This is a genomic window from Arthrobacter sp. U41 (assembly GCF_001750145.1).
Taxonomy (GTDB): domain Bacteria; phylum Actinomycetota; class Actinomycetes; order Actinomycetales; family Micrococcaceae; genus Arthrobacter.
Map to the genome: position 1 here is coordinate 1,206,034 of NZ_CP015732.1, position 21,688 is coordinate 1,227,721.

Consider the following 21,688-nt stretch of genomic DNA (forward strand, 5'->3'; position numbering starts at 1 on the left):
CCGGTCCGTCTCAAGGATGTCGGGAATGCACTCAGCCGTTGCACCGGCTTCTGCCGAGGACTCGGAAGCGCGGGTGGGCCGATATCTGTTTGGCCGCCCAGACGGTCCGGAGCGGCCCCAGGGCATCTTGGTAGAGGTGGCAACGGCGGCGGACAGGGCAGTCCATCTGCTTGCGCAAGAGTGATCCTTGACGAGAACAGACTGGAATCCCAGCCGGGTGGCCGGAAACCCGTGGACGCCACAGCGTTCCCGGTCGCGCTGAGTATCTCTAGCGTCCCCCGGGAGCGGTCAATCGACACCAAACTGGTGGAGCAGACCTCGTGGATATCCGTCGCTCGACCTTCCGTGTCAACGCCCGCTGTCTGCGCGCGCCCAGAGCTGCACGGCGTTATGCAGCACTTCGGCCGGACGGACCTTCACAGGTCCACGTGCGGCCCCCCTTCGAACAATGTGTCTGCTGTTCTTTCGGTGCCGGATCCGCGAGCGCACTCTCGTTCGAGGCGCGCAGGTCGTCCACGGCGGCGTGGGCTATTTCCACAGGGTTCTCCACAGAACTTATGCACATGGTTATCCACAAGTGCCGAGGGATTGCTTACACCTTCGTAGAACGTAAGTCCTGCGGTATTTTCACACATGTCGTTGGCTGTTGCTGCGACGTCCCTGGAAGCGTTCACTAAGGTGCCCTGGACAGCAGACCACCGAGGCCAGGACCGCACCTGGGTCGCCGCCGGAAAACAGCCGAATTCCCTGTAAAATTAACCATCAACGGGGGATTTAGAAAGCACGGACGAGTGTGTACTGGGTCACTAGAGAAGGCAAGACTATGTTTCACGTGAAACACAACGCCCCGAACGCCTATGACATCGCGCGCCCTTTGTTCTGACCGTCTGTGTATCCACTGAGGTCAGAGGACCGGTTGGCAATAGACCCAGGAGGTAATCCACATAGTTATCCACAGCGATATCCACCGCGATATCCACCGCGATATCCACCGTCGACCACGGAGCTCAAACAAGCTCTTGACCCCGGTGGAGCCTCTGCGTGCACGGTGCCAGCCGTGACCTCAGCCTCCGGTCCTGCCAAATCCTCGAATGGGGGAGCCCCATCAACAGTCGGGGCCCAGAACTCGACGCCTACAGGCTCCATGCGGTCGGCGAACACCGCCGACTTCGCGACCACCGATAATCCCTGGCAGACTCACCAGGGCGACTCACCGGACGCGGTAACCGAGGTGACAACGAACAGCGCTCGTTCGGGCCGGCAATTTTCCGTGGGAACACCCAGCAGCTCTGCCATTCCGGGCCATTAATTGCAGCGAGAGCGTCCCCTCATGACTGCTGCATCGAGACGAACAGTAGCGGCTGCTGCTGGACATATCCCGCAATGGATAGCGCCACTGGCCGAATGGTTCCAGCCATAACTCGCCCCTTTTAATCACGGTCGGATCCTTAAGGCTTGCGCCGACGGTCGGAGTTCGCTCAGTGGTCCTCGTGGAAGTAAGAACGCATCAGCTGTTCCACTAGGACGTCGTCCACTGCTTCGTTCGGAGCAGGGTCGTCGTTCGTTTCAAGGGGCGGTATATGGACCCCTTGGTCAGGATGTTCCATGTGGCACCAGGGCCGACGCGGCCGCTCAGCCGCAAATGATCCGGCTCGAGGATCGACCGGTCATCATCGACGCCCGGGAGTGCGGCCGCGGGAGGCTGCTGGTCCGGGTTAGGCGGCGGCCGCAGACCCTGTGTCGGGGGACGGGGACCTTCTCGACTTGCGAGCTGGACTGGTGAGACTGCGGCGCCAGAGAGCGCTCAGGCCTCCTGGGGGGTCCCTCCCGGCCTGAAAGAACCTGGCTGCACAACGAAGGCGGCAGGGGGCCACGGACGCTGGTTTAGGGCTTCCACGGGCGACATCGCTGTAACACCCCTGCGTCTCCTGCCGAAAGGCCCCGGAGCGACAGCAACCGGGACACCGAGTGCGCTACGCGCAACCGGGACACCGAGTGCGCTACGCGTACAGGGCGGCCCGAATGTTTCACGTGAAACACGGCCAATCCAGGGACACCCCACGGGTTATGCTCCGTCTGCCGCTCGCTGACCTGCCGCAACAAGCCGTTCAGGAAGCCAGGACAACAGCAATGCCGCAGTGACCGCAGTTCAAAGCCTCAAATGGCGAGCCTGGCCTTACTTCCTGGGGCACCTCCTGTGGTCCATAACAGGACAAGGAGCCTTGAGGGATAACGGACCTGCATCCGTCAGGGAGGTACCGAGAGGATCAACCACCTGCCCGTGACTGAGAAACCGGATTCTCATGTATCCAGGAACCCATCCAGAGTCTGCCGTTCCAACGCGGCGACAGCGGTGTGCAGAAGAGCCGGGAATGCCAACCGGAAGACAACAAACTGCCCAGAGCGGGGAGCTCCTTACATCTCCGATGCTTGTATACCTTCAGCACTGCACCGGAGCCCAGCACAGGCTCAATCGGCAGTACTGATGCCTTTCAAGGCGACACCACAGGCGAACGGACTTCGAACTCATTCGCCGGGAAGGCTCGGAGGCGCGTCCGGGAACCTGACCGGATGAACTCCAGGGGGAGTTGAAGCGGCGGTGCTTCCCAGGTTTTCGCCTTGAATGTCGTGTCAGACATACAAGTAAGGGGCCCGTTTCACGTGAAACGGGCCCCCTCAAAGTCGCGTTTCGGAGCTAACCGGGAGCCCCGGGCGTCAGCACGTCCATGATCCGGTTGAGGTCCTCAACGCTCGCGAACTCGATGCTCACGCGTCCCTTGCGTGCACCGAGCGATATCTTGACGTTGGTATCCAGTCGGTCAGAGAGAGAGGAAGCCAGGTAGTCCAGGCGCTCATGTCGAGCGCCTGGCCGCGGAATGTTGTTCTTCGGCGTAGACGCCGGATTCTGATACAGCGTCACCGCCTCTTCAGTGGCACGCACTGACATTCCTTCTGAGACGATCTTCTGGGCCAGACGCTCCATGGCAGCAGCATCGGGGAGTGCAAGCAGTGCGCGGGCGTGGCCGGCAGAGATGACACTGGCAGCTACGCGGCGCTGTACGAGCGGCGGAAGCTTGAGCAGCCGGAGCGTGTTGGACACCTGGGGCCGTGAACGGCCGATCCGGTCGGCCAGCTGCTCGTGCGTGGTTCCGAAGTCCTCCAACAACTGCTGGTATGCGGCTGCCTCTTCGAGCGGATTAAGCTGACTCCGGTGCAGGTTCTCCAGCAGGGCATCGCGGAGAAGGTCATCATCGGTGGTGTCACGGACAATGGCGGGGATGGTTTGAAGGCCGGCGGCCTGTACTGCCCGCCAACGACGCTCGCCCATAACGAGCTCGTAGGGTTCTCCACCTTCTTCGGTTGAAGTGCGGACCACAATTGGCTGGAGGACACCTATTTCACGGACCGAGTGGATGAGCTCCGCCATGTCATCCTCGTCAAAGACTGAACGCGGCTGCTTGCGGTTGGGGTGGATGTCAGTGACCAGGATTTCCGCGAAGCGGACACCTGGTACCTCGACGAGTTCCACGCCAGTATTTTCCGCTTCCGGGAGGGCTGAATTCCCTTCGTCTGCCGACTCCTGCGATGCGGAGTCCGGCGCTGCTGTCGGAGCCGAACCCTTGGCGGCGGCAGTCTTCCGTGCCGGTGACTTCCTGGATCCGGCAGCGGTCTTCGAATCGACTGCCTCATCGGAGCCGACAGCGGCCGCTGCGGCAGAGCCCTTCACCTGCGACGCTGCAGGCGCTTCCTCGCCGGGAACTGCCGTAGCCTCTTCCGGTGCCGGTATCTCGGCGGCAGGGGTGCGCTTTCGGGATTCAGGAAAGAAAAGATCCACAGGACGGGACGGCGCTGAACCGGTTCCGGAAGCCGCGGCGGAACTTGGAATGAGTGCCCCAAGTCCGCGGCCGAGGCCGCGTCGCTTATCGCTCATGGATAAATCCTTCCATTGGAAGAGCCGGGAATCACCGGGCTCTAGTTAGTGCAATTCTTGAAAAGATTCTAACGTTCCGCTATTTCGGATGCGGCTTCCAGGTAGGACAAGGCCCCGGTGGATGAGGGGTCATACGTCATCACGGTCTGCTGGTAGCTCGGTGCTTCGGAAATCCGCACCGAGCGGGGGACCACGGCGCCCAGGACCTGTTCCGGGAAATGTTCGCGCACCTCGGCTGCCACCTGGGCGGCGAGATTGGTGCGGCCGTCGTACATGGTCAAAAGTATGGTGGAGACAACCAGCTCAGCATTCAAGTGCTTCTGGATCATTTCGATGTTCTTCAACAGCTGGCTCAGTCCCTCGAGCGCGTAGTACTCGCACTGAATCGGAATGAGCACTTCGTTGGCTGCGCAGAACGCGTTGACGGTCAGAAGTCCGAGACTCGGCGGGCAGTCGATGAAGATATAGTCGAGCCGCTCCTCACCGTTCTTCGCCCGTTCCTTGGCGTAGACATCGATCGCACGGCGGAGGCGCTGTTCACGGGCGACGAGGCTGACCAGCTCGATCTCCGCGCCGGCGAGGTGGATGGTGGCGGGCGCACAGATCAGGTTGGCGATGTCCGGGCATGGTGCCACCACGTCCTGCAGCGGGATGTCGTTGATGAGAACATCGTAAATACTGTCAACGTCGGCGTGGTGTTCAATTCCCAGTGCCGTCGACGCATTTCCCTGCGGATCGATGTCAATGACCAGCACCTTCAGGCCGGCGGCCGCCAGGGCGGCAGCGATGTTGACCGTGGTGGTCGTCTTGCCGACTCCGCCCTTCTGGTTTGAAACGGTGAAGATGCGGGTCTTTTCCGGCTTCGGGAGTTCACGACCCAGGAGGCGTTCGCGCCGTTTGTTCTCATGGGCGAGCTCACGGGCAATGGGGCTGGTGTCATCAATGGAGTCGAGGACAGTCGCTTTCGGAGCAGTGGATGTTTCACGTGAAACGTTCGCCATGCCGGTGGTCTTCGCAACCGAAGCAGGCTGTTTTCCGGTGTAATCGTGAGCGACTGCGGGCGCGGCGAAAGCCCGTGCGGACCCCAGGGACACAAACGGGGGAATCCGTTGTGTGGAGGCTTCGCTTCTGGTCACTGTGACACACTCACTCTCGTTCGGCTCTTGCTGCCGGTTACTAGCCTAACCTCTCACCCTGGGGGTCCAAGGGCACCGGGCTGATGCTAGGCAATCTTTTGAGGCTTATTCACAACGATTCGGACAACGGTTGTGGGTTCTTCGAGCAGGTCCTCGCCCACGAGTACAACGGAGGTCTGGGTGCCGCCGAGCTTACGGATTACCTTGGCGGCCTTTTCAATTTCCTCGCCGGCGCTGCGTCCCTTGATCGCAACAACTTCACCCTTGCCCGCCAGCAGTGGGATGGTGAGTCCGGCAAGGTTCGACAGGGCTGACACGGCGCGTGCCGTGACGACGTCGGCGTTGACCATTCCAACGGCGAGCTCCGCCCGGGTGCGCATGACCGTGACATTGTCGAGACCAAGGTCATCCACGACCTCCTGCAGCCAGATAACACGGCGTTCGAGGGGCTCGATCAGGGTCAGCTCCAGATCGGGCCGGGCAATGGCCAGGCACAGGCCGGGGAGTCCGGCGCCGCTGCCGACGTCAGCGACATGGCTTCCCTTGGCAATCTGGCTCTCGATCACGGCGCAATTGAGCACGTGCCGGCTCCACAGCCGGGGAATTTCGCGGGGACCAATCAGGCCCCGCTCCGTGCCGGACGTGGCCAGGTGCTCCACATAGCGTTTTGCCAGATCCAGACGGTCACCAAAAATTTTCTCTGCTGCCTGCAGTTCGGCAGCGGTCATTTCAATCATCAAAGCTGTCCGGAGTCTTCAGTCGGAGGAAACGACGATGTGGCGGTCAGCGCCTTCGCCTTCGGACTCGCTGATGAGGCCCAGGTCGGCGACGGCGTCGTGCACAATCTTCCGCTCGTAGGCGCTCATGGGCGCCAGAGCCACGGCTTCACCGGACTCCTTGACGGACCCTACGGCGTCTTCGGCAAGCTTCTGCAGCTCCCCGGCGCGCTCTGAGCGGTAGCCATTGATGTCCAGCACCAGGCGGGAGCGGTTTTCCGTTGCGGACAACACCGCGAGGCGGGTCAGTTCCTGAAGCGCTTCGAGGACCTCGCCATCCTTCCCTACCAGGTTCTCAAGACCGGCCGATTCTTCTTCAGCGACGATCGAGATGTAGGTGCGGCCGTTGCGGACTTCGATGTCAATGTCGCCGTCGATATCGGCGATGTCCAGCAGTTCTTCGAGATAGTCCGCGGCGACGTCACCTTCTTCTTCCAGCCGGCTGGCGGAGGTGCCCGTTTCCTCGGAGTCGTCGGCGCCTTCGTTAGTGCCCTGCTCGGTATCCTGGACCGCGCTCAGGGCGTCATCCTGGTCTTCGATGGCTTCAGCGGAAATAGCGTGTTCGGTGCTCTCGGCGGACATTACTTCCTCTTCCTGTTCTTACGTTGTGGCTGGACGCGCTGGTTCTTGGCCACCAGTGCCGCAGCGGCTGCAGCTTCGGCGGCCTCGGCTTCGGCTTTCTTGGCACCCGTGAGGGGTAGCGCCGGAAGGCCCTTGGCGGCACGGCGCTCGGCCAGGGCCTTGGCGGCGGGAGATCCCGGCGTCGGCATACGGCGGATCACGAAGAACTGCTGCGCCATGGTCCAGAGGTTGGTGGTGGTCCAGTAGATCAGCACACCGATGGGGAAGTTGATGCCGCCCACGCCAAAGACGATCGGCAGGACATAGAGCATCATCTTCTGCTGCTTCATGAACGGGCTGGCCATGGCCTCTTCGGACATGTTTTTGGCCATGATCTGCTTCTGCGTGATGAACTGCGAGGCCGTCATGGCCAGGATCATCACAATGGAAAGAATCCACACCGCGACCACGTTGCCGCCCTCGGGCGTGCCGTGGAGCAGGGTTGCCGAGAGCGGGGCACCGAAGATGCTCGACTCATCGAACTGAACCACCTGTTCGTGGCTCATGGCGCCGATGCCCTTACCGCTGTTGGCCGCCGTCGTTATGCCGGACAGCACGGTGAAGAGGGCAAAGAAGAATGGCATCTGGATCAGCATGGGCAAGCAGGCCGAGAACGGGTTGGTGCCGTGCTTCTTGTACATGGCCATCTGTTCCTGGGCCATGGCCTGGCGGGACAGCTGGTCGGTCTTGCCCTTGTACTTGTCCTGAAGCTTCTTCAGATCCGGCTGCAGCAGCTGCATGCCTCGCTGGGCTTTGATCTGCTTGACGAAAACGGGAATCAGGGCGGCACGGATCACCAGCACCAGCCCGATGATGGACAGGGTCCACGTCCAGCCATTGGCGGCGGGCATGCCGATGGCGCTCAGGCCATCGTGGAAGACCACCATAATGGCGGACACAAGCCACTTGAACGGAAACATGATTGTTTCAAAGAAGTCCATACGATATCCCTATTCGTCAGGCCGCGGAGCGGCCTTCTCCATCAGTCTGAGCAGCCAGGTACTTGTCCGGATTGTTCAGCACAACAATTGTGGGGGTGCGGTCTGCGGGCCAATCGCATTTACCGGCGGGGACATGGTCCACACCGCCGGCATTCCAGGGATGGCAGCGCAGCAGGCGCCTGGCCGCCAGCCAGCTCCCTTTCACCGCGCCGTGCACCGTGATCGCCTCAAGAGCATAGGCCGAACAGCTGGGGAAGAAGCGGCAAACCTGGCCGTACAGCGGTGAGATCACCTTGCGGTACGCCAGGAGCAACAGGATGAGGATATTGCGGGGCAAGTTCCAGAGTGCCCGGCCCAGCCATACTGCTGCGGATTTTGCAGGAGGGACGACGGCGGCAGTTGAGTTACGCACGCGGGGTCCCTTCCTGTGTTGTCTCGTAAGAAACTGAAGAAGCAGCCTTCGGAAGGCGGCTGCCCAGCCGTTTCATATTGTTTTCCAAGGCGGCGTCGTAGTCCGAGCGGAGTTGGTCCCAGCTGGCACCGGCCGCGGCAGGCAGGGCCCGAACCACGATCGCGAACCCGCTGCCGTATTTCTGCAACGACATGGCGCCGACTTCTCTCAGTCTTCTCTTAACGAGGTTCCTGACAACAGCGTTCCCGACACTCTTGGAAACGATGAATCCGATCCGGCTTGGTTCATCGGCAGCGAGAGCTGCCGTATATAACACTACGTTCCGGCGTCCATTGCGGACACCGGAACGTACAGTTGTTGAAAAATCGGTTGATGTCCTCAGACGGTTGCGGGTGGCCAGCACCTTTACACTCGCACAGGGATGTGGACCGACGAGTCAGTTATTTAGGCCGACAGCTCGGTGCGACCCTTGCCACGACGGGCTGCCAGGATGGCACGGCCGGCACGGGTACGCATACGAAGGCGGAAGCCGTGCTTCTTGGCTCGACGGCGGTTATTCGGCTGAAAAGTCCGCTTGCTCACGTTAGTTACTCCAGTGGGATCAAAGGTGCGCCACCCGATCAAGGAAAAGAACTGGTCGACGCTAAGTTTTGTATGTGCCGCTTGCCTCGACTCGCAAGACGCGGAACGTCGGGCGTAATTCAAATGAGGCGAAAAGCGTACACATGGGACTTCACAACGTTAGGGCTTGCCGCCCTCCCGAGTCAAACCGGGGATCGTTTCGCAGAGTTTCCCCAGCTGTGGCTAACTCCGTCCGGGGCCTGTGGATGAAGCGGGTCACAGACCCTGTTTGGGAACCACACCGGTGTAATTATCCACAGGAGAGAACCCAGCTATCTTCTAGGCTTTTCATCCCCTACAGTGGCTCAGTAGCCCATTATCCACGGACTGTGCATAACCCTGTGGATGAACCGGGGTCCAGCGTGCTGGATTGGCCTGTTCGGCTGCAGGTAATGAAGGCAAGCAAGTTTGAGGAACTGATTGATGACAGTAGACGAAGCCAACCAAGCCAACACTGTCGGAAGTTCCTGGCGGCGGGTCGTGAGCCTGCTGGAGAACGACCACCGTGTTTCACCCCGGCAGCGCGGCTTCGTCATCCTCGCCCAGGCGCAGGGACTCATTGGTTCCACCCTCCTGGTGGCCGTACCGAATGAACTCACCCGCGAGGTCCTGCAGACCCAGGTCAAGGAGGCCCTCGACGACGCCCTCCGGAACGTTTTCTCCGACGAAATCCGTTGCGCAATCGACGTGGACACCGATCTGGTGCCGATCCACACCGAGCCGGAACCCGCCGTCGAGCTCTCCCTCGTGTCCGATCCCTCGGTGGAACTGAAGCCGCAGCCGATGCTGCCGAGCACGTCCCACGAATTCGGCCGACTCAACCCGAAGTATGTCTTCGACACTTTCGTGATCGGTTCCTCCAACCGCTTCGCCCACGCCGCCGCCGTCGCGGTGGCTGAAGCGCCGGCCAAGGCCTACAACCCGCTGTTCATCTATGGGGACTCCGGTCTGGGCAAGACGCACCTGCTTCATGCGATCGGCCACTACGCCCGCCGGCTCTACAGCGGGATCCGGGTCCGCTACGTGAACTCCGAGGAATTCACCAACGACTTCATCAACTCCATCCGGGACGACGAAGGCACCAGCTTCAAAACGACCTACCGCAACGTGGACGTCCTGCTGATCGATGACATCCAGTTCCTGGCCGGCAAGGACCGGACGCTGGAGGAGTTCTTTCACACCTTCAACGCCCTGCACAACAACAACAAGCAGGTGGTCATCACCTCCGATCAGCCGCCCAAGCTGCTGGCCGGTTTTGAGGACCGGATGAAATCACGGTTCGAATGGGGCCTGCTGACCGACATCCAGCCGCCGGAACTCGAAACCCGGATCGCGATCCTCCGGAAAAAGGCCCTCAGCGAGGGTCTCTCCGCCCCGGACGACGCACTGGAATACATCGCTTCAAAAATCTCCAGCAACATCCGCGAACTCGAAGGGGCCCTGATCCGCGTCACGGCCTTCGCCAGCCTCAACCGCCAGCCGGTCGACGTTGCCCTGGCCGAGATGGTGCTCAAGGACCTCATCACAGACGACGGGGCCCAGGAAATCACCTCCGCGCAGATCCTCACGCAGACTGCCGATTACTTCAAGCTCAGCATGGAAGAGCTCTGCAGCAAATCACGGACCAGGACCCTGGTGACCGCCCGGCAGATCGCCATGTACCTGTGCCGCGAACTCACGGACATGTCCCTTCCCAAGATCGGGCAGGAGCTCGGCGGCCGCGATCACACCACGGTCATCCACGCGGACCGCAAGATCCGCGAACTGATGGCCGAGCGCCGAGTGATCTACAACCAAGTGACCGAGCTGACCAACCGAATCAAGACGCAGCAGCGCAATTCCTGAGCCGGCCTGCCGCGCGCTCCTACCTTATTAACAGGCGCCTGTGGACAACCCTGTGGATAGTTAAGGGGACAACCGCGGTTAATGGGCTTAAAACCCTCAAGGCTCCTGTGGATCACCGACACGGCCGAAAATGTTATCCCCATCCACACCCTGTTTAAAACCTGCTCCACCCACAGTCCATGAACAGGGCTTAACCGCGGAATCGCACCGCCAAACGGGGTTATCCACAGTATCCACAGCAGTTATTAACACTACTAATCCCTAGAAAATGAAATTCCCTCAAATAACAACTTCCTTCCGGACCGCGCACACCGCCCAGGACCGTTCCGGACCCTGACCGGAAACCGGCCCCGGGCCGGGCCGGCCGAACCACAGGGATGTAACCCGGGGATGGGAGAATCACACTTCTTGCGGCTAAGCTGTCTGCAGTGTGTCCGTCCTGGACATCTTTGTAATTCCCTGCCGGGCCGGTGGCTCGGCCACTAGCGATGACAGCAGCAATGAAAGGCGGCACCCTTCCGTGAAGTTCAGAGTCGAACGGGACGTCCTGGCAGAGGCCGTGACCTGGACCGCCCGGTCGTTGTCTCCGCGGCCGCCAGTACCAGTACTCTCCGGCCTGCTCCTCAAAGCTGAAGCCGGGACTGTCAGCCTCTCGAGCTTCGACTACGAGACCTCCGCCCGGCTTGAAATCCCTGCTGACATCACCGCCGAAGGCACAATCCTGGTTTCGGGACGTCTGCTGGCTGACATCTGCCGCAGCCTGCCGTCCGCACCGGTCGAGATCCAAACCGAGGGCAACAAAGTCACCCTGACCTGCCGTCGAAGTAGCTTCCACCTCGCCACCATGCCGGAAGCCGAGTACCCGCCGCTGCCCGCGTTGCCCCCGATCAGCGGCACGGTTCCGGGCGATGCCTTCGCCCAGGCCGTGTCCCAGGTGATCATCGCGGCGAGCAAGGACGACACCCTGCCGATCCTCACCGGCGTGCGGATGGAAATCGAGGACGACCTCATTACGCTGCTGGCCACCGACCGCTACCGTCTGGCCATGCGGGAAGTCCCGTGGAAGCCGGTCACTCCGGGCATCTCCACCAGCGCACTGGTCAAGGCCAAAACGCTCAACGAAGTAGCCAAGACCCTCGGTGGCAGCGGCGACATCAACCTTGCCCTCGCCGACGACGACAGCCGGCTCATCGGGTTCGAAAGCGGCGGGCGAACCACGACGTCGCTGCTGGTGGATGGTGACTACCCCAAGATCCGTTCGCTCTTCCCCGAGTCCACACCGATTCACGCGACCGTGCAGACATCCGAACTTGTCGAGGCAGTGCGACGCGTCTCGCTCGTGGCGGAACGCAACACCCCGGTCCGGCTCGCGTTCACCCAGGGCCAGCTGCACCTCGACGCCGGTACCGGTGAGGATGCCCAGGCATCGGAAGAACTCGAAGCCCAGCTCACCGGCGAAGACATCACCGTCGCCTTCAACCCGCACTACCTGATCGAGGGCCTGAGTGTCATCGAAACGAAGTTTGTGCGTTTCTCCTTCACCAGTGCGCCCAAGCCGGCCATGATCACGGCACAGAACGACGCCGACGGCGAGGACCAGGGCGATTACCGTTACCTGGTCATGCCGGTCCGACTGCCGAACTAGCTGAGAGTTGTTGCCGTTCGGTCCTCCCGAACGGCAACAACCGCCCGGCAGGCCTCGCCCCGGCACCACCGGAAAATTCCCATCGCAGAAGAGAGTTCATACCGTGCACATCGGACTGATCGGCCTTGGAAAAATGGGTTTCAACATGCGCGAACGGCTGCGCAAGGGTGGAATCGAAGTCACCGGTTTTGACCGCAACCCGGACGTCACCGACGTCGCGAGTATGGACGAACTGATCGCCGCCCTGCCCGCGCCGCGACTGCTCTGGGTGATGGTTCCCTCCGGCGGGATCACCGACGCCGTGATCACCGAACTTGGCGGCAAGCTTGCCGCCGGCGACCTCGTGATCGACGGCGGCAACTCCCGCTACACGGAGGACCAGAAACACGGTGCCGCGCTGGCCGAAAAGGATATCCGGTTTGCCGACTGCGGCGTTTCCGGCGGGGTCTGGGGCCTTCAGAACGGCTACGGCCTGATGGCGGGCGGGGACGCCGCGGATATTGAACGTGCGATGCCGGTCTTCGATGCACTCCGTCCCGAAGGGGACCGCGCCGACAGCTTTGTCCACGTCGGCGGCGTCGGCGCCGGCCATTACGCCAAAATGGTCCACAACGGCATCGAATACGGCCTCATGCAGGCCTATGCCGAGGGCTATGAACTCCTCGCCGCCAAGGACATCATCACCGATCTTCCCGGCACATTCCGCGCCTGGCAGAAAGGAACCGTTGTGCGGTCCTGGCTGCTGGACCTTATGGTCAAGGCTCTCGACGAGGACCCCGGCCTGGAATCGATCGACGACTACGTCGAGGATTCCGGTGAAGGCCGCTGGACTGTGGAAGAGGCCATCGCCAACGCCGTGCCTGCCCCGGCCATCACAGCAGCACTGTTCGCCCGATTCTCGTCCCGTGAGGACAACTCGCCGGCTATGAAGATGGTTTCCGCACTGCGCCACCAGTTCGGCGGACATGCGTCCCGCCCGGCCAAATAGTCCTGCCCTGAAATCCTGAACCCGGCGTGTATCTAGAACAACTTTCGCTCACGGATTTCCGCAGCTACGCCCAGGTGGAACTGAGCCTCGAACCCGGCGTCACGGTGCTGGTCGGTTCAAACGGCATCGGCAAAACCAACCTGATGGAGGCCGTCGGCTACCTGGCAACACTCAGCTCCCACCGGGTCAGTTCAGATGCCCCGCTGCTGCGTTTCGGCACCGAACGGGCACTGATCCGCGCCAAACTTGTCCGCGGCGAGCAGTCAACAGTGCTCGAACTCGAAATTAACAGCTCCCGGGCCAACCGCGCCCGGATCAACCGCAGCAATCCGGTCCGGGCCCGGGACATCCTGGGCATCTGCCAGACCGTGCTGTTTGCCCCGGAGGACCTGGCCCTGGTCAAGGGCGATCCGTCCAGCCGGCGCCGTTTCCTGGATGAGCTCCTGGTCAGCCTCATCCCGCGGCACGCGGCCACCCGCAGCGACTATGACCGGGTGCTGAAGCAACGCAACGCGCTGCTGAAATCCGCCCGCGCCGGCAAGTTCTCCAGCGGCCACGAGGCCACGCTCGATGTCTGGGACCAGCACATGGCCCGGGCGGGGGCCGAACTTCTGCATGCCCGGCTCGAACTGGTGGAACGGCTTCGGCCCCACCTCAAGAACGCCTACGCACAGCTCACTGACGGGTCCAAGGAGGCCGGCGCAATTTACCGGTCCACGTTGCAGGGTGCCTTGGACGACGACGGCGCCGCACCGGCTCCCGCTGCTGGCCCCGGCGCGGGGACCGCCGGGCCGGCCGAGGACCTGCGCCTTCTGTCCGTCGACGAACTCACCGAACGCTACGTCAAGGCCTTCGCGGCGTCACGGCGCAGGGAGCTCGAACGCGGGATCTCCCTCGTCGGCCCGCACCGTGACGAGCTCGAACTGGTTCTGGGGATGGCCCCGGCCAAAGGCTATGCCTCGCACGGGGAAACATGGTCCATGTGCCTCTCCCTGCGCCTGGCCTCGTACTATGTCATGATCGACGACGCCCGCACCGGCGGATCCGCTCCCATCCTCATCCTTGACGACGTTTTTGCCGAACTTGATGTCCAGCGGCGGCGTAAACTGGCCGCAATAGTATCCGGCGCCGAGCAGGTGCTCGTGACCGCCGCCGTCGAGGACGATATTCCGGCGGAACTGGCAGGACGGCGGGTGACGGTTATCCCGGGAGGAATCGATGAGCAGGAAAATCGATGAATAAGGATACCGACGGCGGCCTGCAACCGGGACGCGATCCGGATGATATCGACGCTGCCCAATCGGCCCTGAACAGAATGCGCGAGGCGGCCGCATCCCGCGGCGAGATCCGGCGCAAGGCACCGCCCCGGCCCGGGAGCACCCCACAAAAAACAGGGCGCAGTTCAGGTGCCACCCGCGGCTTCGGACAATTCCACGGCACCGGCCGGGACCCCATGGGGCTCGGCAAGGTGGTGGGCCGCCTCGTCGCGGAGCGCGGCTGGAGCTCTCCCGTGGCCGTCGGTTCGGTGATGGCCGAGTGGGCAACACTCGTGGGACCGGAGATTTCCGCCCACTGCACCCCGGAAAGTTTCACCGACACCACCCTCCATGTCCGCTGTGATTCCACCGCCTGGGCAACCCAGTTGCGGCTGCTCAGCATCAGCCTGCTGGATAAATTCCGCGCCGAACTCGGGGAAGGCGTCGTGACCAAAATCCAGGTCCTCGGACCTGCGGCACCGAGCTGGCGGAAGGGCGGCCGGACCGTCAACGGACGCGGCCCGCGCGACACGTACGGATAGTTTCCGCGCCTTCCCGGACACCGGATCTGAAGCACTCGTTGCAAAACCATTGATAAATCCGCAAGCGGCGTGTAGGGCGCTCAGGCGCCCCGGCGTCGTATAGGAACCCCAGTACGGTACTCCTGGAGCCTTGCAGGCGGAGCCGGTGCCCTCCCAGCGGCACTTTGGTTCGCGTTTGGCCCCCCGGAATGCGGGTTTCGCCCCTATAACACGCTAGAATCGTGGTAGATAACTGGGCGCCGGTGAAACGTTGACTGAGTCCGTTTCCGACGCAATATCCGCGTGCGGTAGACGGATCCTCCAGCCAGCGGCACATTCGGTGTCATCAGTGACGTGCCCGTTGGCAGTAGCTGTTTCCTCCGGGAAAGTGCGATGGCCGGCCTTTACCGAAAAAAGAGGAGTCGAAAGCGCCTGTGGCTAACGACAATGCAGAGATCCCGGCAGTGGAACCAGTAACGGTTAAGGCGGCGGACACCCCGTCGGGAACCGCAACGGCCCACGGCTACGGAGCCAGCGACATCACGGTGCTCGAAGGCCTGGAAGCTGTCCGGAAACGTCCCGGGATGTATATCGGCTCCACCGGACCCCGTGGTTTGCACCACCTGGTCTATGAGGTCGTGGATAACTCGGTCGATGAGGCCCTGGCCGGGTACTGCACGCACATCGAAATCGTTCTCCAGGCCGACGGCGGGGTCAAGGTCGTCGACGACGGCCGCGGAATCCCGGTCGACATGCACCCGACGGAGCACAAGCCCACCGTGGAGGTCGTGATGACCATCCTGCACGCGGGCGGCAAGTTCGGCGGCGGCGGCTACGCCGTGTCCGGCGGCCTGCACGGTGTGGGCATCTCCGTAGTCAACGCGCTTTCGAGCCGCGTCGAAACCGAGGTCCGCCGGCAGGGCCACGTCTGGCGGATGACCTTCGCCGACGGCGGCAAGCCGCAGGGCGGCCTGATCAAGGGTGAAGAGACCAACGAAACCGGCACCACCCAGACGTTCTACCCGGACGCCAGCATCTTCGAATCCACGGAATTCGATTTCGAAACGCTCCGCGCCCGCTTCCAGCAGATGGCCTTCCTGAACAAGGGGCTGCGCATCACGCTGACCGACGAGAGGCGCGCCGCGGAGGAACCCTCCGAGGATGAAGACCTGGACCTCGACGCTGTTCCCACCGAAGGCGAAGTCCCGGCCGAATTCCACACCGTTGTGTACCAGTACGACAACGGCCTGCTGGACTACGTGAAGCACCTGAACTCCGGTAAGAAGGTCGATGTGGTCCACGAGGACGTCATCGCCTTCGAAACCGAGGACACGGAACGGCACATCGCGCTGGAAATGGCGATGCAGTGGACCAACGCGTACTCCGAGAGCGTCCACACCTACGCCAACACGATCAACACCCACGAGGGCGGCACCCACGAAGAGGGATTCCGTGCCGCGATGACCTCGCTCATCAACCGCTATGCGCGGGAGAAGAGCATCATCAAGGAAAAGGATGACAACCTCACCGGGGATGACATCCGCGAAGGACTGACCGCGGTCATTTCGGTCAAGCTGGCCGAACCGCAGTTTGAGGGCCAGACCAAGACCAAGCTCGGCAACTCCGAGGTCAAGGGCTTTGTTCAGCGGGTTGTCACCGACGGACTCGGAGACTGGCTGGAACGCAACCCCGGCCCGGCTCGGGACGTTATCCGCAAGGCCATCTCCGCCGCCCAGGCCCGGATGGCAGCGCGCAAAGCCCGGGACAACGCGCGCCGCAAGAGCCCGCTGGAGTCCTTCGGCATGCCCGGCAAGCTCTCCGACTGCTCCTCGAAAAACCCGGAGAAGTGCGAGGTCTACATCGTGGAGGGCGATTCCGCCGGCGGCTCCGCCAAGCGCGGCCGCAACCCGGAAACCCAGGCCATCCTTCCGCTGCGCGGCAAGATCCTGAATGTGGAGCGGGCCCGGCTGGACAAGGCCCTGGGCAACACCGAGGTCCAGTCCATGATCACGGCGTTCGGCACCGGGATCGGCGAGGACTTCGACCTGGCCAAACTGCGCTATCACAAGATCGTCCTGATGGCCGATGCCGACGTCGACGGCCAGCACATCACCACGCTGCTGATGACCCTGCTGTTCCGCTACATGCGCCCGCTGATCGAGAACGGCTACGTCTATCTCGCGCAGCCGCCGCTCTACCGGATCAAATGGTCCAACGCCCCGCACGACTACGTCTACAGCGACCGGGAACGCGATGCGCGGCTACTCTCCGGCCAGGCCGCGGGCCGCCGCATCCCCAAGGACAACGGCATTCAGCGCTACAAGGGCCTCGGCGAAATGGACTACACCGAACTGTGGGACACCACCATGGACCCCGACCACCGCACGCTGCTCCAGGTCACCATGGACGACGCCCTGGCCGCGGACCAGACCTTCTCCACCCTCATGGGCGAAGACGTCGAATCCCGCCGAAACTTCATTCAGCAGAACGCCAAGGACGTTCGGTTCCTCGATATCTAGCGGCCGGCCAAGGGCCCTGAATATTCCCGGACTGATATATACCTGAAACGGAAAATATAGATTATGAGTGACGAAACACCCGAAGTTCCGGCCGGACCGACCGATGCTGAGCCAGTTATTGAGGGCAGTGTCGTTGACACCGACGTGCTGACCGACCGCGTCGAACAGGTTGACCTGCAGACGGAAATGCAGCGCTCCTACCTCGATTACGCAATGGCCGTGATTGTGGGCCGTGCGCTTCCGGACGTCCGCGACGGTCTCAAGCCCGTCCACCGCAGGGTTCTCTATGCGATGTTCGACGGCGGCTACCGCCCGGAACGGTCGTTCAACAAATGCGCCCGCGTGGTCGGCGAAGTCATGGGCCAATACCACCCCCACGGGGACACCGCCATCTACGATGCGCTGGTCCGCCTCATCCAGGACTGGACCATGCGGTACCCGCTGGCACTGGGTCAGGGCAACTTCGGCTCGCCCGGCAACGACGGCGCCGCGGCGCCGCGGTACACCGAAACGAAAATGGCCCATCTGGCGATGGAAATGGTCCGCGACATCGACGAGGAAACGGTCGATTTCCAGGACAACTATGACGGCAAGAACCAGGAACCGACCATCCTGCCGGCGCGCTTCCCGAACCTCCTGGTCAACGGCTCCTCGGGCATCGCCGTCGGCATGGCCACCAACATCCCGCCGCACAACCTCCGCGAGGTTGCCGACGGCGTCCAGTGGTACCTGGCGAACCCGACCGCGAGCCGCGAGGAACTGCTCGAAGAGCTGATCGTCCGCATCAAGGGACCCGACTTCCCGACCGGCGCCACCATCCTGGGCCACAAGGGAATTGAAGACGCCTACCGCACCGGCCGCGGCTCGATCACCATGCGCGCCGTGGTCAACGTGGAGGAACTCCAGGGACGCACCTGCCTGGTGGTGACTGAGCTGCCGTACCAGGCCAACCCGGACAACCTGGCAATCAAGATTGCCGAGCTCGTCAAGGACGGCAAGGTTTCGGGCATCGCCGACCTGCGCGACGAAACCTCGGGACGCACCGGTCAGCGCCTCGTCATTGTGCTCAAGCGCGACGCCGTCGCCAAGGTGGTGCTGAACAACCTCTACAAGCACACCCAGCTGCAGGACAACTTCGCGGCCAACATGCTGGCGATCGTCGACGGCGTGCCCCGCACGCTGAGCCTGGACGCTTTCATCCGCCACTGGGTCACGCACCAGCTCGACGTCATCGCACGCCGGACCCGCTACCGTCTCCGCAAGGCCGAGGAGGAAGCGCACATCCTGCGCGCCCTGCTCAAGGCGCTGGACGCGCTCGACGAAGTCATCGCACTGATCCGGGCCTCGAACACCACCGAGGCGGCCCGCGACGGGCTGATGCAGCTCCTGGACATCGATGAGCTGCAGGCCCGCGCCATCCTGGACATGCAGCTTCGCAGGCTCGCGGCACTGGAACGCCAGAAAATCCAGGACCGCCACTCCGAACTCGAAGCCATGATCACCGAGTTCAACTCGATCCTGGCCTCCGAGGTACGCCAGCGCGAAATCATCAGCACTGAGCTGGCCGAAATCGTGGCCAAGCACGGCGATGACCGCCGCACCAAGGTCCTGCTGGGCTTCGACGGCGACATGTCGATGGAGGACCTGATCCCCGAAGAGGAAATGGTCGTCACCATCACCCGCGGCGGCTACGTCAAGCGCACCCGCAGCGACAACTACCGCTCGCAGCAGCGCGGCGGCAAGGGCATCAAGGGCGCTCAGCTGCGCGGCGACGACGTCGTCGAGCACTTCTTTGTGACCACAACGCACCACTGGCTGCTGTTCTTCACGAACCTGGGCCGGGTGTACCGGGCGAAGGCGTACGAGCTCGTGGAGGCCGGACGCGACGCCAAGGGACAGCACGTGGCGAACCTGCTCGCGTTCCAGCCGGACGAGCACATCGCCCAGGTGCTGGACCTGAGGGACTACCAGCAATCGCCGTATCTGGTTCTGGCCACCAAGCGCGGCCTGGTCAAGAAGACCCGCCTTGAGGACTACGACACCAACCGCTCTGCGGGAGTCATCGCGATCAACCTTCGCGACGGGGACGAGCTGGTCTCAGCCCAGCTGGTGTCCGAGACGGATGACCTGATGCTGGTCTCCCGCATGGGACAGTCGATCCGCTTCACCGCCACGGATGAGGCACTGCGCCCGATGGGCAGGGCAACCTCCGGCGTCACCGGAATGAAGTTCCGCGAGGATGACGAACTGCTCGCGGCCGACGTTGTCACGGACGGTTCCTTCGTGTTTGTCGTCACCGAGGGCGGCTATGCCAAGCGCACCGCCGTGGAGGAGTACCGGCTCCAGGGCCGTGGCGGCCTCGGCATCAAGGTCGGCAAGTACCAGGAGGAGCGCGGCCACCTCGTCGGCGCCCTGATCGTCCAGGAAGAAGATGAGGTCCTGGTGGTCATGGAAGGCGGCAAGGTGGTCCGTTCCTCGGTGGCCGGAGTGCCGGCCAAGGGTCGGGACACGATGGGTGTCATCTTCGCCAAACCGGACAAAAACGACCGCATCATCGAGGTGGCGCGCAACAGCGAACGCGGACTCGAAACCGACGACTCGTCCGAAGGACAAGATGCAGGCGAGGATGCCGAAAGTCAGGCATCGGCGCCGGATGACGTAACGTTGGCTGCAGATACCGGATCACATGAGGGGTCCGCAGCGGAAGAATCAGCACCGGCCCCGGAGTCAGATGAGTCATCAGGCAATGCCGAGCTGGACGAAGACAACACCGGAGGTAACGAGTGAGTAATTCCGACTCATATCCCAAGCCGAACAGCGGCGTTCCCGGCGGAGTGCGGCAGCCCGCCGCAGCACCGCGGGTAAGCGCGCCGTCCCGTCCCGAGCAGCGGCCCGGAGTACAGGGCAGCGTCAACGGAGTCAGCCAGCGGCCGCCCGCACCCGGCCAGCGTCCCGTCCAGGGGCGCCCGACGGATCAGGGCCAGCGCCCGGTGACGCCGGGCCAGCGGCCGGGCCAGGGTACGGCCGGGCTGATCAAGCCGGCACCCAAGGCCAAGGTCCGCCGTGCCCGCCTGCTGGTGAGCAAAGTCGACCCCTGGTCCGTACTGAAGATGGCCTTCCTGCTTTCCGTGGCCCTCGGCATCGTGACCGTCGTGGCCGCGATCGTGCTCTGGACGGTCCTGGACCTGACCGGGATTTTCGATCAGGTCGATGGCCTGCTGGGAACCCTGGCCGGTTCGGAGGGCGGCGGCTTCGAGTTGAAGAAGGTCGCCTCGCTCGGACAGGTGGCATCCTTCGCGACCATCATCGCCGTCATCAACGTGGTCCTGCTGACGGCACTGTCGATGCTCTCGGCGGTGCTGTACAACATCTCGGCCACCCTTGTTGGCGGCATCGGCGTCACCCTCACGGACGACTAAAACCCGTAGTTTTCCCGGATTTTTACCGGGGAAATGCCTCGATTTGAGATCGGGTCGGGATGTGCTGTACAGTCATATCTCGGCCCGATGAGGCATCGGGGCGTATAGCTCAGGCGGTTAGAGCGCTTCGCTGATAACGAAGAGGTCCCAGGTTCAAGTCCTGGTACGCCCACGGAATCTGTACAGATTCAAGTGGAGGTTTGGTTGGTATTCGTTTACCGCCGGATCAGAACGGGGTGCATGTGAAGAAGTTGCTGGTTGTTGCAGCCACGATCGCAGGCCTCCTGCTCTACAAGAAAGTGCAGGAATCCGAAGCCCGGAAAACGGTCTGGAGCGAATCAACCGATACGGTTGACTAGCCCGGATTCCCCGGACCACAGACTGGAAGACAGCTTGTCGGACTAGGGTATGATTGTCGGGTTGCTTCTTATGGGGGCATGGCGCAATTGGTAGCGCACCTGCTTTGCAAGCAGGGGGTTCGGGGTTCGAGTCCCCGTGCCTCCACCATAGGAAAGGCCCCGGATCGCGGAAACGCGGTCCGGGGCCTTTTGCATGCCCTGACGTATCCGGGCTCGCCTGCAGCTCGTCGGCATCATTCCTTGGGCTTGGCGTAGTCGTCCATGCCCTGCCAGTCGATAAAGACATAGGGCTCATCACCGACGACCCAGGCATCGTGCCCCGGCGGGATAATGCCGAAGTCACCCGGGCCGAACTCGTTCTCCTCGCCGTCGTCCATAACGACCTTCAGGCGGCCCGAAACGGTATAGCCCTTGTGGGCAACCATGCAGCTGTCCGTTTGGGCGATCGGCTTGACGTGCTGGGACCACTTCCAGCCAGGCAGGAATGTCGCACGTGCCACGGTTCCGGCGTCGAGATTGACGAGCTCCACCTGGCCCATCCCGTCTTTGACGGGGCGGGTTTCCTCCGGATGGTCCAGGCTCTTGCGGATGGTTGAAGCCATGATGGTCTCCTTTACGAATGAAGGTGAGACCGAATTTAAGACTGGCATCGCCGCCTGCCCCGGTCAAGGATGCTCGTGTCTGAGCTGGCCAGCCCC

The 21,688-nt window shown here is 62.5% G+C and carries 18 protein-coding genes and 2 tRNA genes; 11 read left to right on the plus strand and 9 right to left on the minus strand.

Translation table 11 applies throughout. The features are described 5' to 3' along the window. Window positions 1–2,695: 2,695 nt before the first annotated feature. From ASPU41_RS05665 to rpmH, 8 genes are all read right to left on the minus strand, one after another. Entirely contained in the window at window positions 2,696–3,931 is a 1,236-nt protein-coding gene (locus ASPU41_RS05665) for a ParB/RepB/Spo0J family partition protein (RefSeq protein WP_069950101.1), read from the minus strand. A 68-nt stretch (window positions 3,932–3,999) separates the two neighbouring features. Continuing rightward, a complete protein-coding gene (locus tag ASPU41_RS05670) occupies window positions 4,000–5,067 on the minus strand; it encodes a ParA family protein (RefSeq protein ID WP_269450079.1) in 1,068 nt (355 codons plus the stop codon). An 86-nt stretch (window positions 5,068–5,153) separates the two neighbouring features. Then, window positions 5,154–5,804 carry a 16S rRNA (guanine(527)-N(7))-methyltransferase RsmG gene (gene rsmG, locus ASPU41_RS05675; protein ID WP_069950102.1) on the minus strand — a complete coding sequence of 217 codons (651 nt, stop codon included), beginning with the start codon at window positions 5,802–5,804 and terminating at the stop codon, window positions 5,154–5,156. Between the two features lie 18 nt (window positions 5,805–5,822). Further along, window positions 5,823–6,425, minus strand: a complete 603-nt coding sequence (locus ASPU41_RS05680) for a Jag family protein (RefSeq protein ID WP_069950103.1) — start codon at window positions 6,423–6,425, stop codon at window positions 5,823–5,825. Next, the gene (gene yidC / locus ASPU41_RS05685) at window positions 6,425–7,405 is read right to left on the minus strand and encodes a membrane protein insertase YidC (protein ID WP_069950104.1); all 981 of its coding nucleotides are present in this window, start codon (window positions 7,403–7,405) and stop codon (window positions 6,425–6,427) included. The genes ASPU41_RS05680 and yidC overlap by 1 nt, the downstream gene beginning before the upstream one ends. A 16-nt stretch (window positions 7,406–7,421) precedes the next feature. Continuing rightward, complete coding sequence (gene yidD, locus ASPU41_RS05690; protein ID WP_197515769.1) at window positions 7,422–7,817, minus strand: membrane protein insertion efficiency factor YidD; 396 nt, start codon at window positions 7,815–7,817, stop codon at window positions 7,422–7,424. Beyond that, a complete protein-coding gene (gene rnpA / locus ASPU41_RS05695; RefSeq protein WP_069950106.1) occupies window positions 7,810–8,220 on the minus strand; it encodes a ribonuclease P protein component in 411 nt (136 codons plus the stop codon). The genes yidD and rnpA overlap by 8 nt, the downstream gene beginning before the upstream one ends. Window positions 8,221–8,261: 41 nt before the next feature. Next, the gene (rpmH, locus tag ASPU41_RS21935) at window positions 8,262–8,399 is read right to left on the minus strand and encodes a 50S ribosomal protein L34 (RefSeq protein WP_003800212.1); all 138 of its coding nucleotides are present in this window, start codon (window positions 8,397–8,399) and stop codon (window positions 8,262–8,264) included. Window positions 8,400–8,861: 462 nt separating this feature from the next. Between rpmH and dnaA the strand changes: the two genes are divergently transcribed. The 11 genes from dnaA (at window position 8,862) to ASPU41_RS05745 (ending at window position 21,138) form a co-directional block, all read left to right on the plus strand. Continuing rightward, entirely contained in the window at window positions 8,862–10,283 is a 1,422-nt protein-coding gene (dnaA, locus tag ASPU41_RS05700; protein ID WP_069950107.1) for a chromosomal replication initiator protein DnaA, read from the plus strand. 520 nt (window positions 10,284–10,803) lie between these two features. Continuing rightward, the gene (dnaN, locus tag ASPU41_RS05705) at window positions 10,804–11,928 is read left to right on the plus strand and encodes a DNA polymerase III subunit beta (RefSeq protein WP_069950108.1); all 1,125 of its coding nucleotides are present in this window, start codon (window positions 10,804–10,806) and stop codon (window positions 11,926–11,928) included. A gap of 103 nt (window positions 11,929–12,031) precedes the next feature. Further along, window positions 12,032–12,916 carry a phosphogluconate dehydrogenase (NAD(+)-dependent, decarboxylating) gene (gene gnd / locus ASPU41_RS05710; protein WP_069950109.1) on the plus strand — a complete coding sequence of 295 codons (885 nt, stop codon included), beginning with the start codon at window positions 12,032–12,034 and terminating at the stop codon, window positions 12,914–12,916. A 26-nt stretch (window positions 12,917–12,942) separates the two neighbouring features. Then, window positions 12,943–14,154, plus strand: coding sequence for a DNA replication/repair protein RecF (gene recF / locus ASPU41_RS05715; RefSeq protein ID WP_069950110.1), 1,212 nt, complete (start codon window positions 12,943–12,945; stop codon window positions 14,152–14,154). Then, entirely contained in the window at window positions 14,151–14,714 is a 564-nt protein-coding gene (locus ASPU41_RS05720; protein WP_069950111.1) for a DUF721 domain-containing protein, read from the plus strand. Before recF ends, ASPU41_RS05720 begins: the two co-directional genes overlap by 4 nt. Window positions 14,715–15,127: 413 nt before the next feature. Then, window positions 15,128–17,212 carry a DNA topoisomerase (ATP-hydrolyzing) subunit B gene (gene gyrB, locus ASPU41_RS05725; RefSeq protein WP_069950112.1) on the plus strand — a complete coding sequence of 695 codons (2,085 nt, stop codon included), beginning with the start codon at window positions 15,128–15,130 and terminating at the stop codon, window positions 17,210–17,212. 63 nt (window positions 17,213–17,275) lie between these two features. Then, window positions 17,276–19,999, plus strand: a complete 2,724-nt coding sequence (gene gyrA / locus ASPU41_RS05730; RefSeq protein WP_069950113.1) for a DNA gyrase subunit A — start codon at window positions 17,276–17,278, stop codon at window positions 19,997–19,999. Continuing rightward, window positions 19,996–20,631, plus strand: a complete 636-nt coding sequence (locus ASPU41_RS05735; protein WP_069950114.1) for a DUF3566 domain-containing protein — start codon at window positions 19,996–19,998, stop codon at window positions 20,629–20,631. Before gyrA ends, ASPU41_RS05735 begins: the two co-directional genes overlap by 4 nt. 98 nt (window positions 20,632–20,729) lie before the next feature. Then, a tRNA-Ile gene (locus tag ASPU41_RS05740) sits at window positions 20,730–20,803 on the plus strand. Window positions 20,804–20,873: 70 nt separating this feature from the next. Next, window positions 20,874–20,990 (plus strand): DLW-39 family protein, encoded by a 117-nt coding sequence (locus tag ASPU41_RS23265; RefSeq protein WP_231941180.1) that lies wholly within the window; start codon window positions 20,874–20,876, stop codon window positions 20,988–20,990. A gap of 72 nt (window positions 20,991–21,062) precedes the next feature. Then, window positions 21,063–21,138: transfer RNA gene (locus ASPU41_RS05745), tRNA-Ala, on the plus strand. An 85-nt stretch (window positions 21,139–21,223) separates the two neighbouring features. On the opposite strand, the gene ASPU41_RS05750 is transcribed toward ASPU41_RS05745, so the two are convergent. Continuing rightward, window positions 21,224–21,592 carry a cupin domain-containing protein gene (locus ASPU41_RS05750; RefSeq protein WP_069950115.1) on the minus strand — a complete coding sequence of 123 codons (369 nt, stop codon included), beginning with the start codon at window positions 21,590–21,592 and terminating at the stop codon, window positions 21,224–21,226. Window positions 21,593–21,688 lie beyond the last annotated feature (96 nt).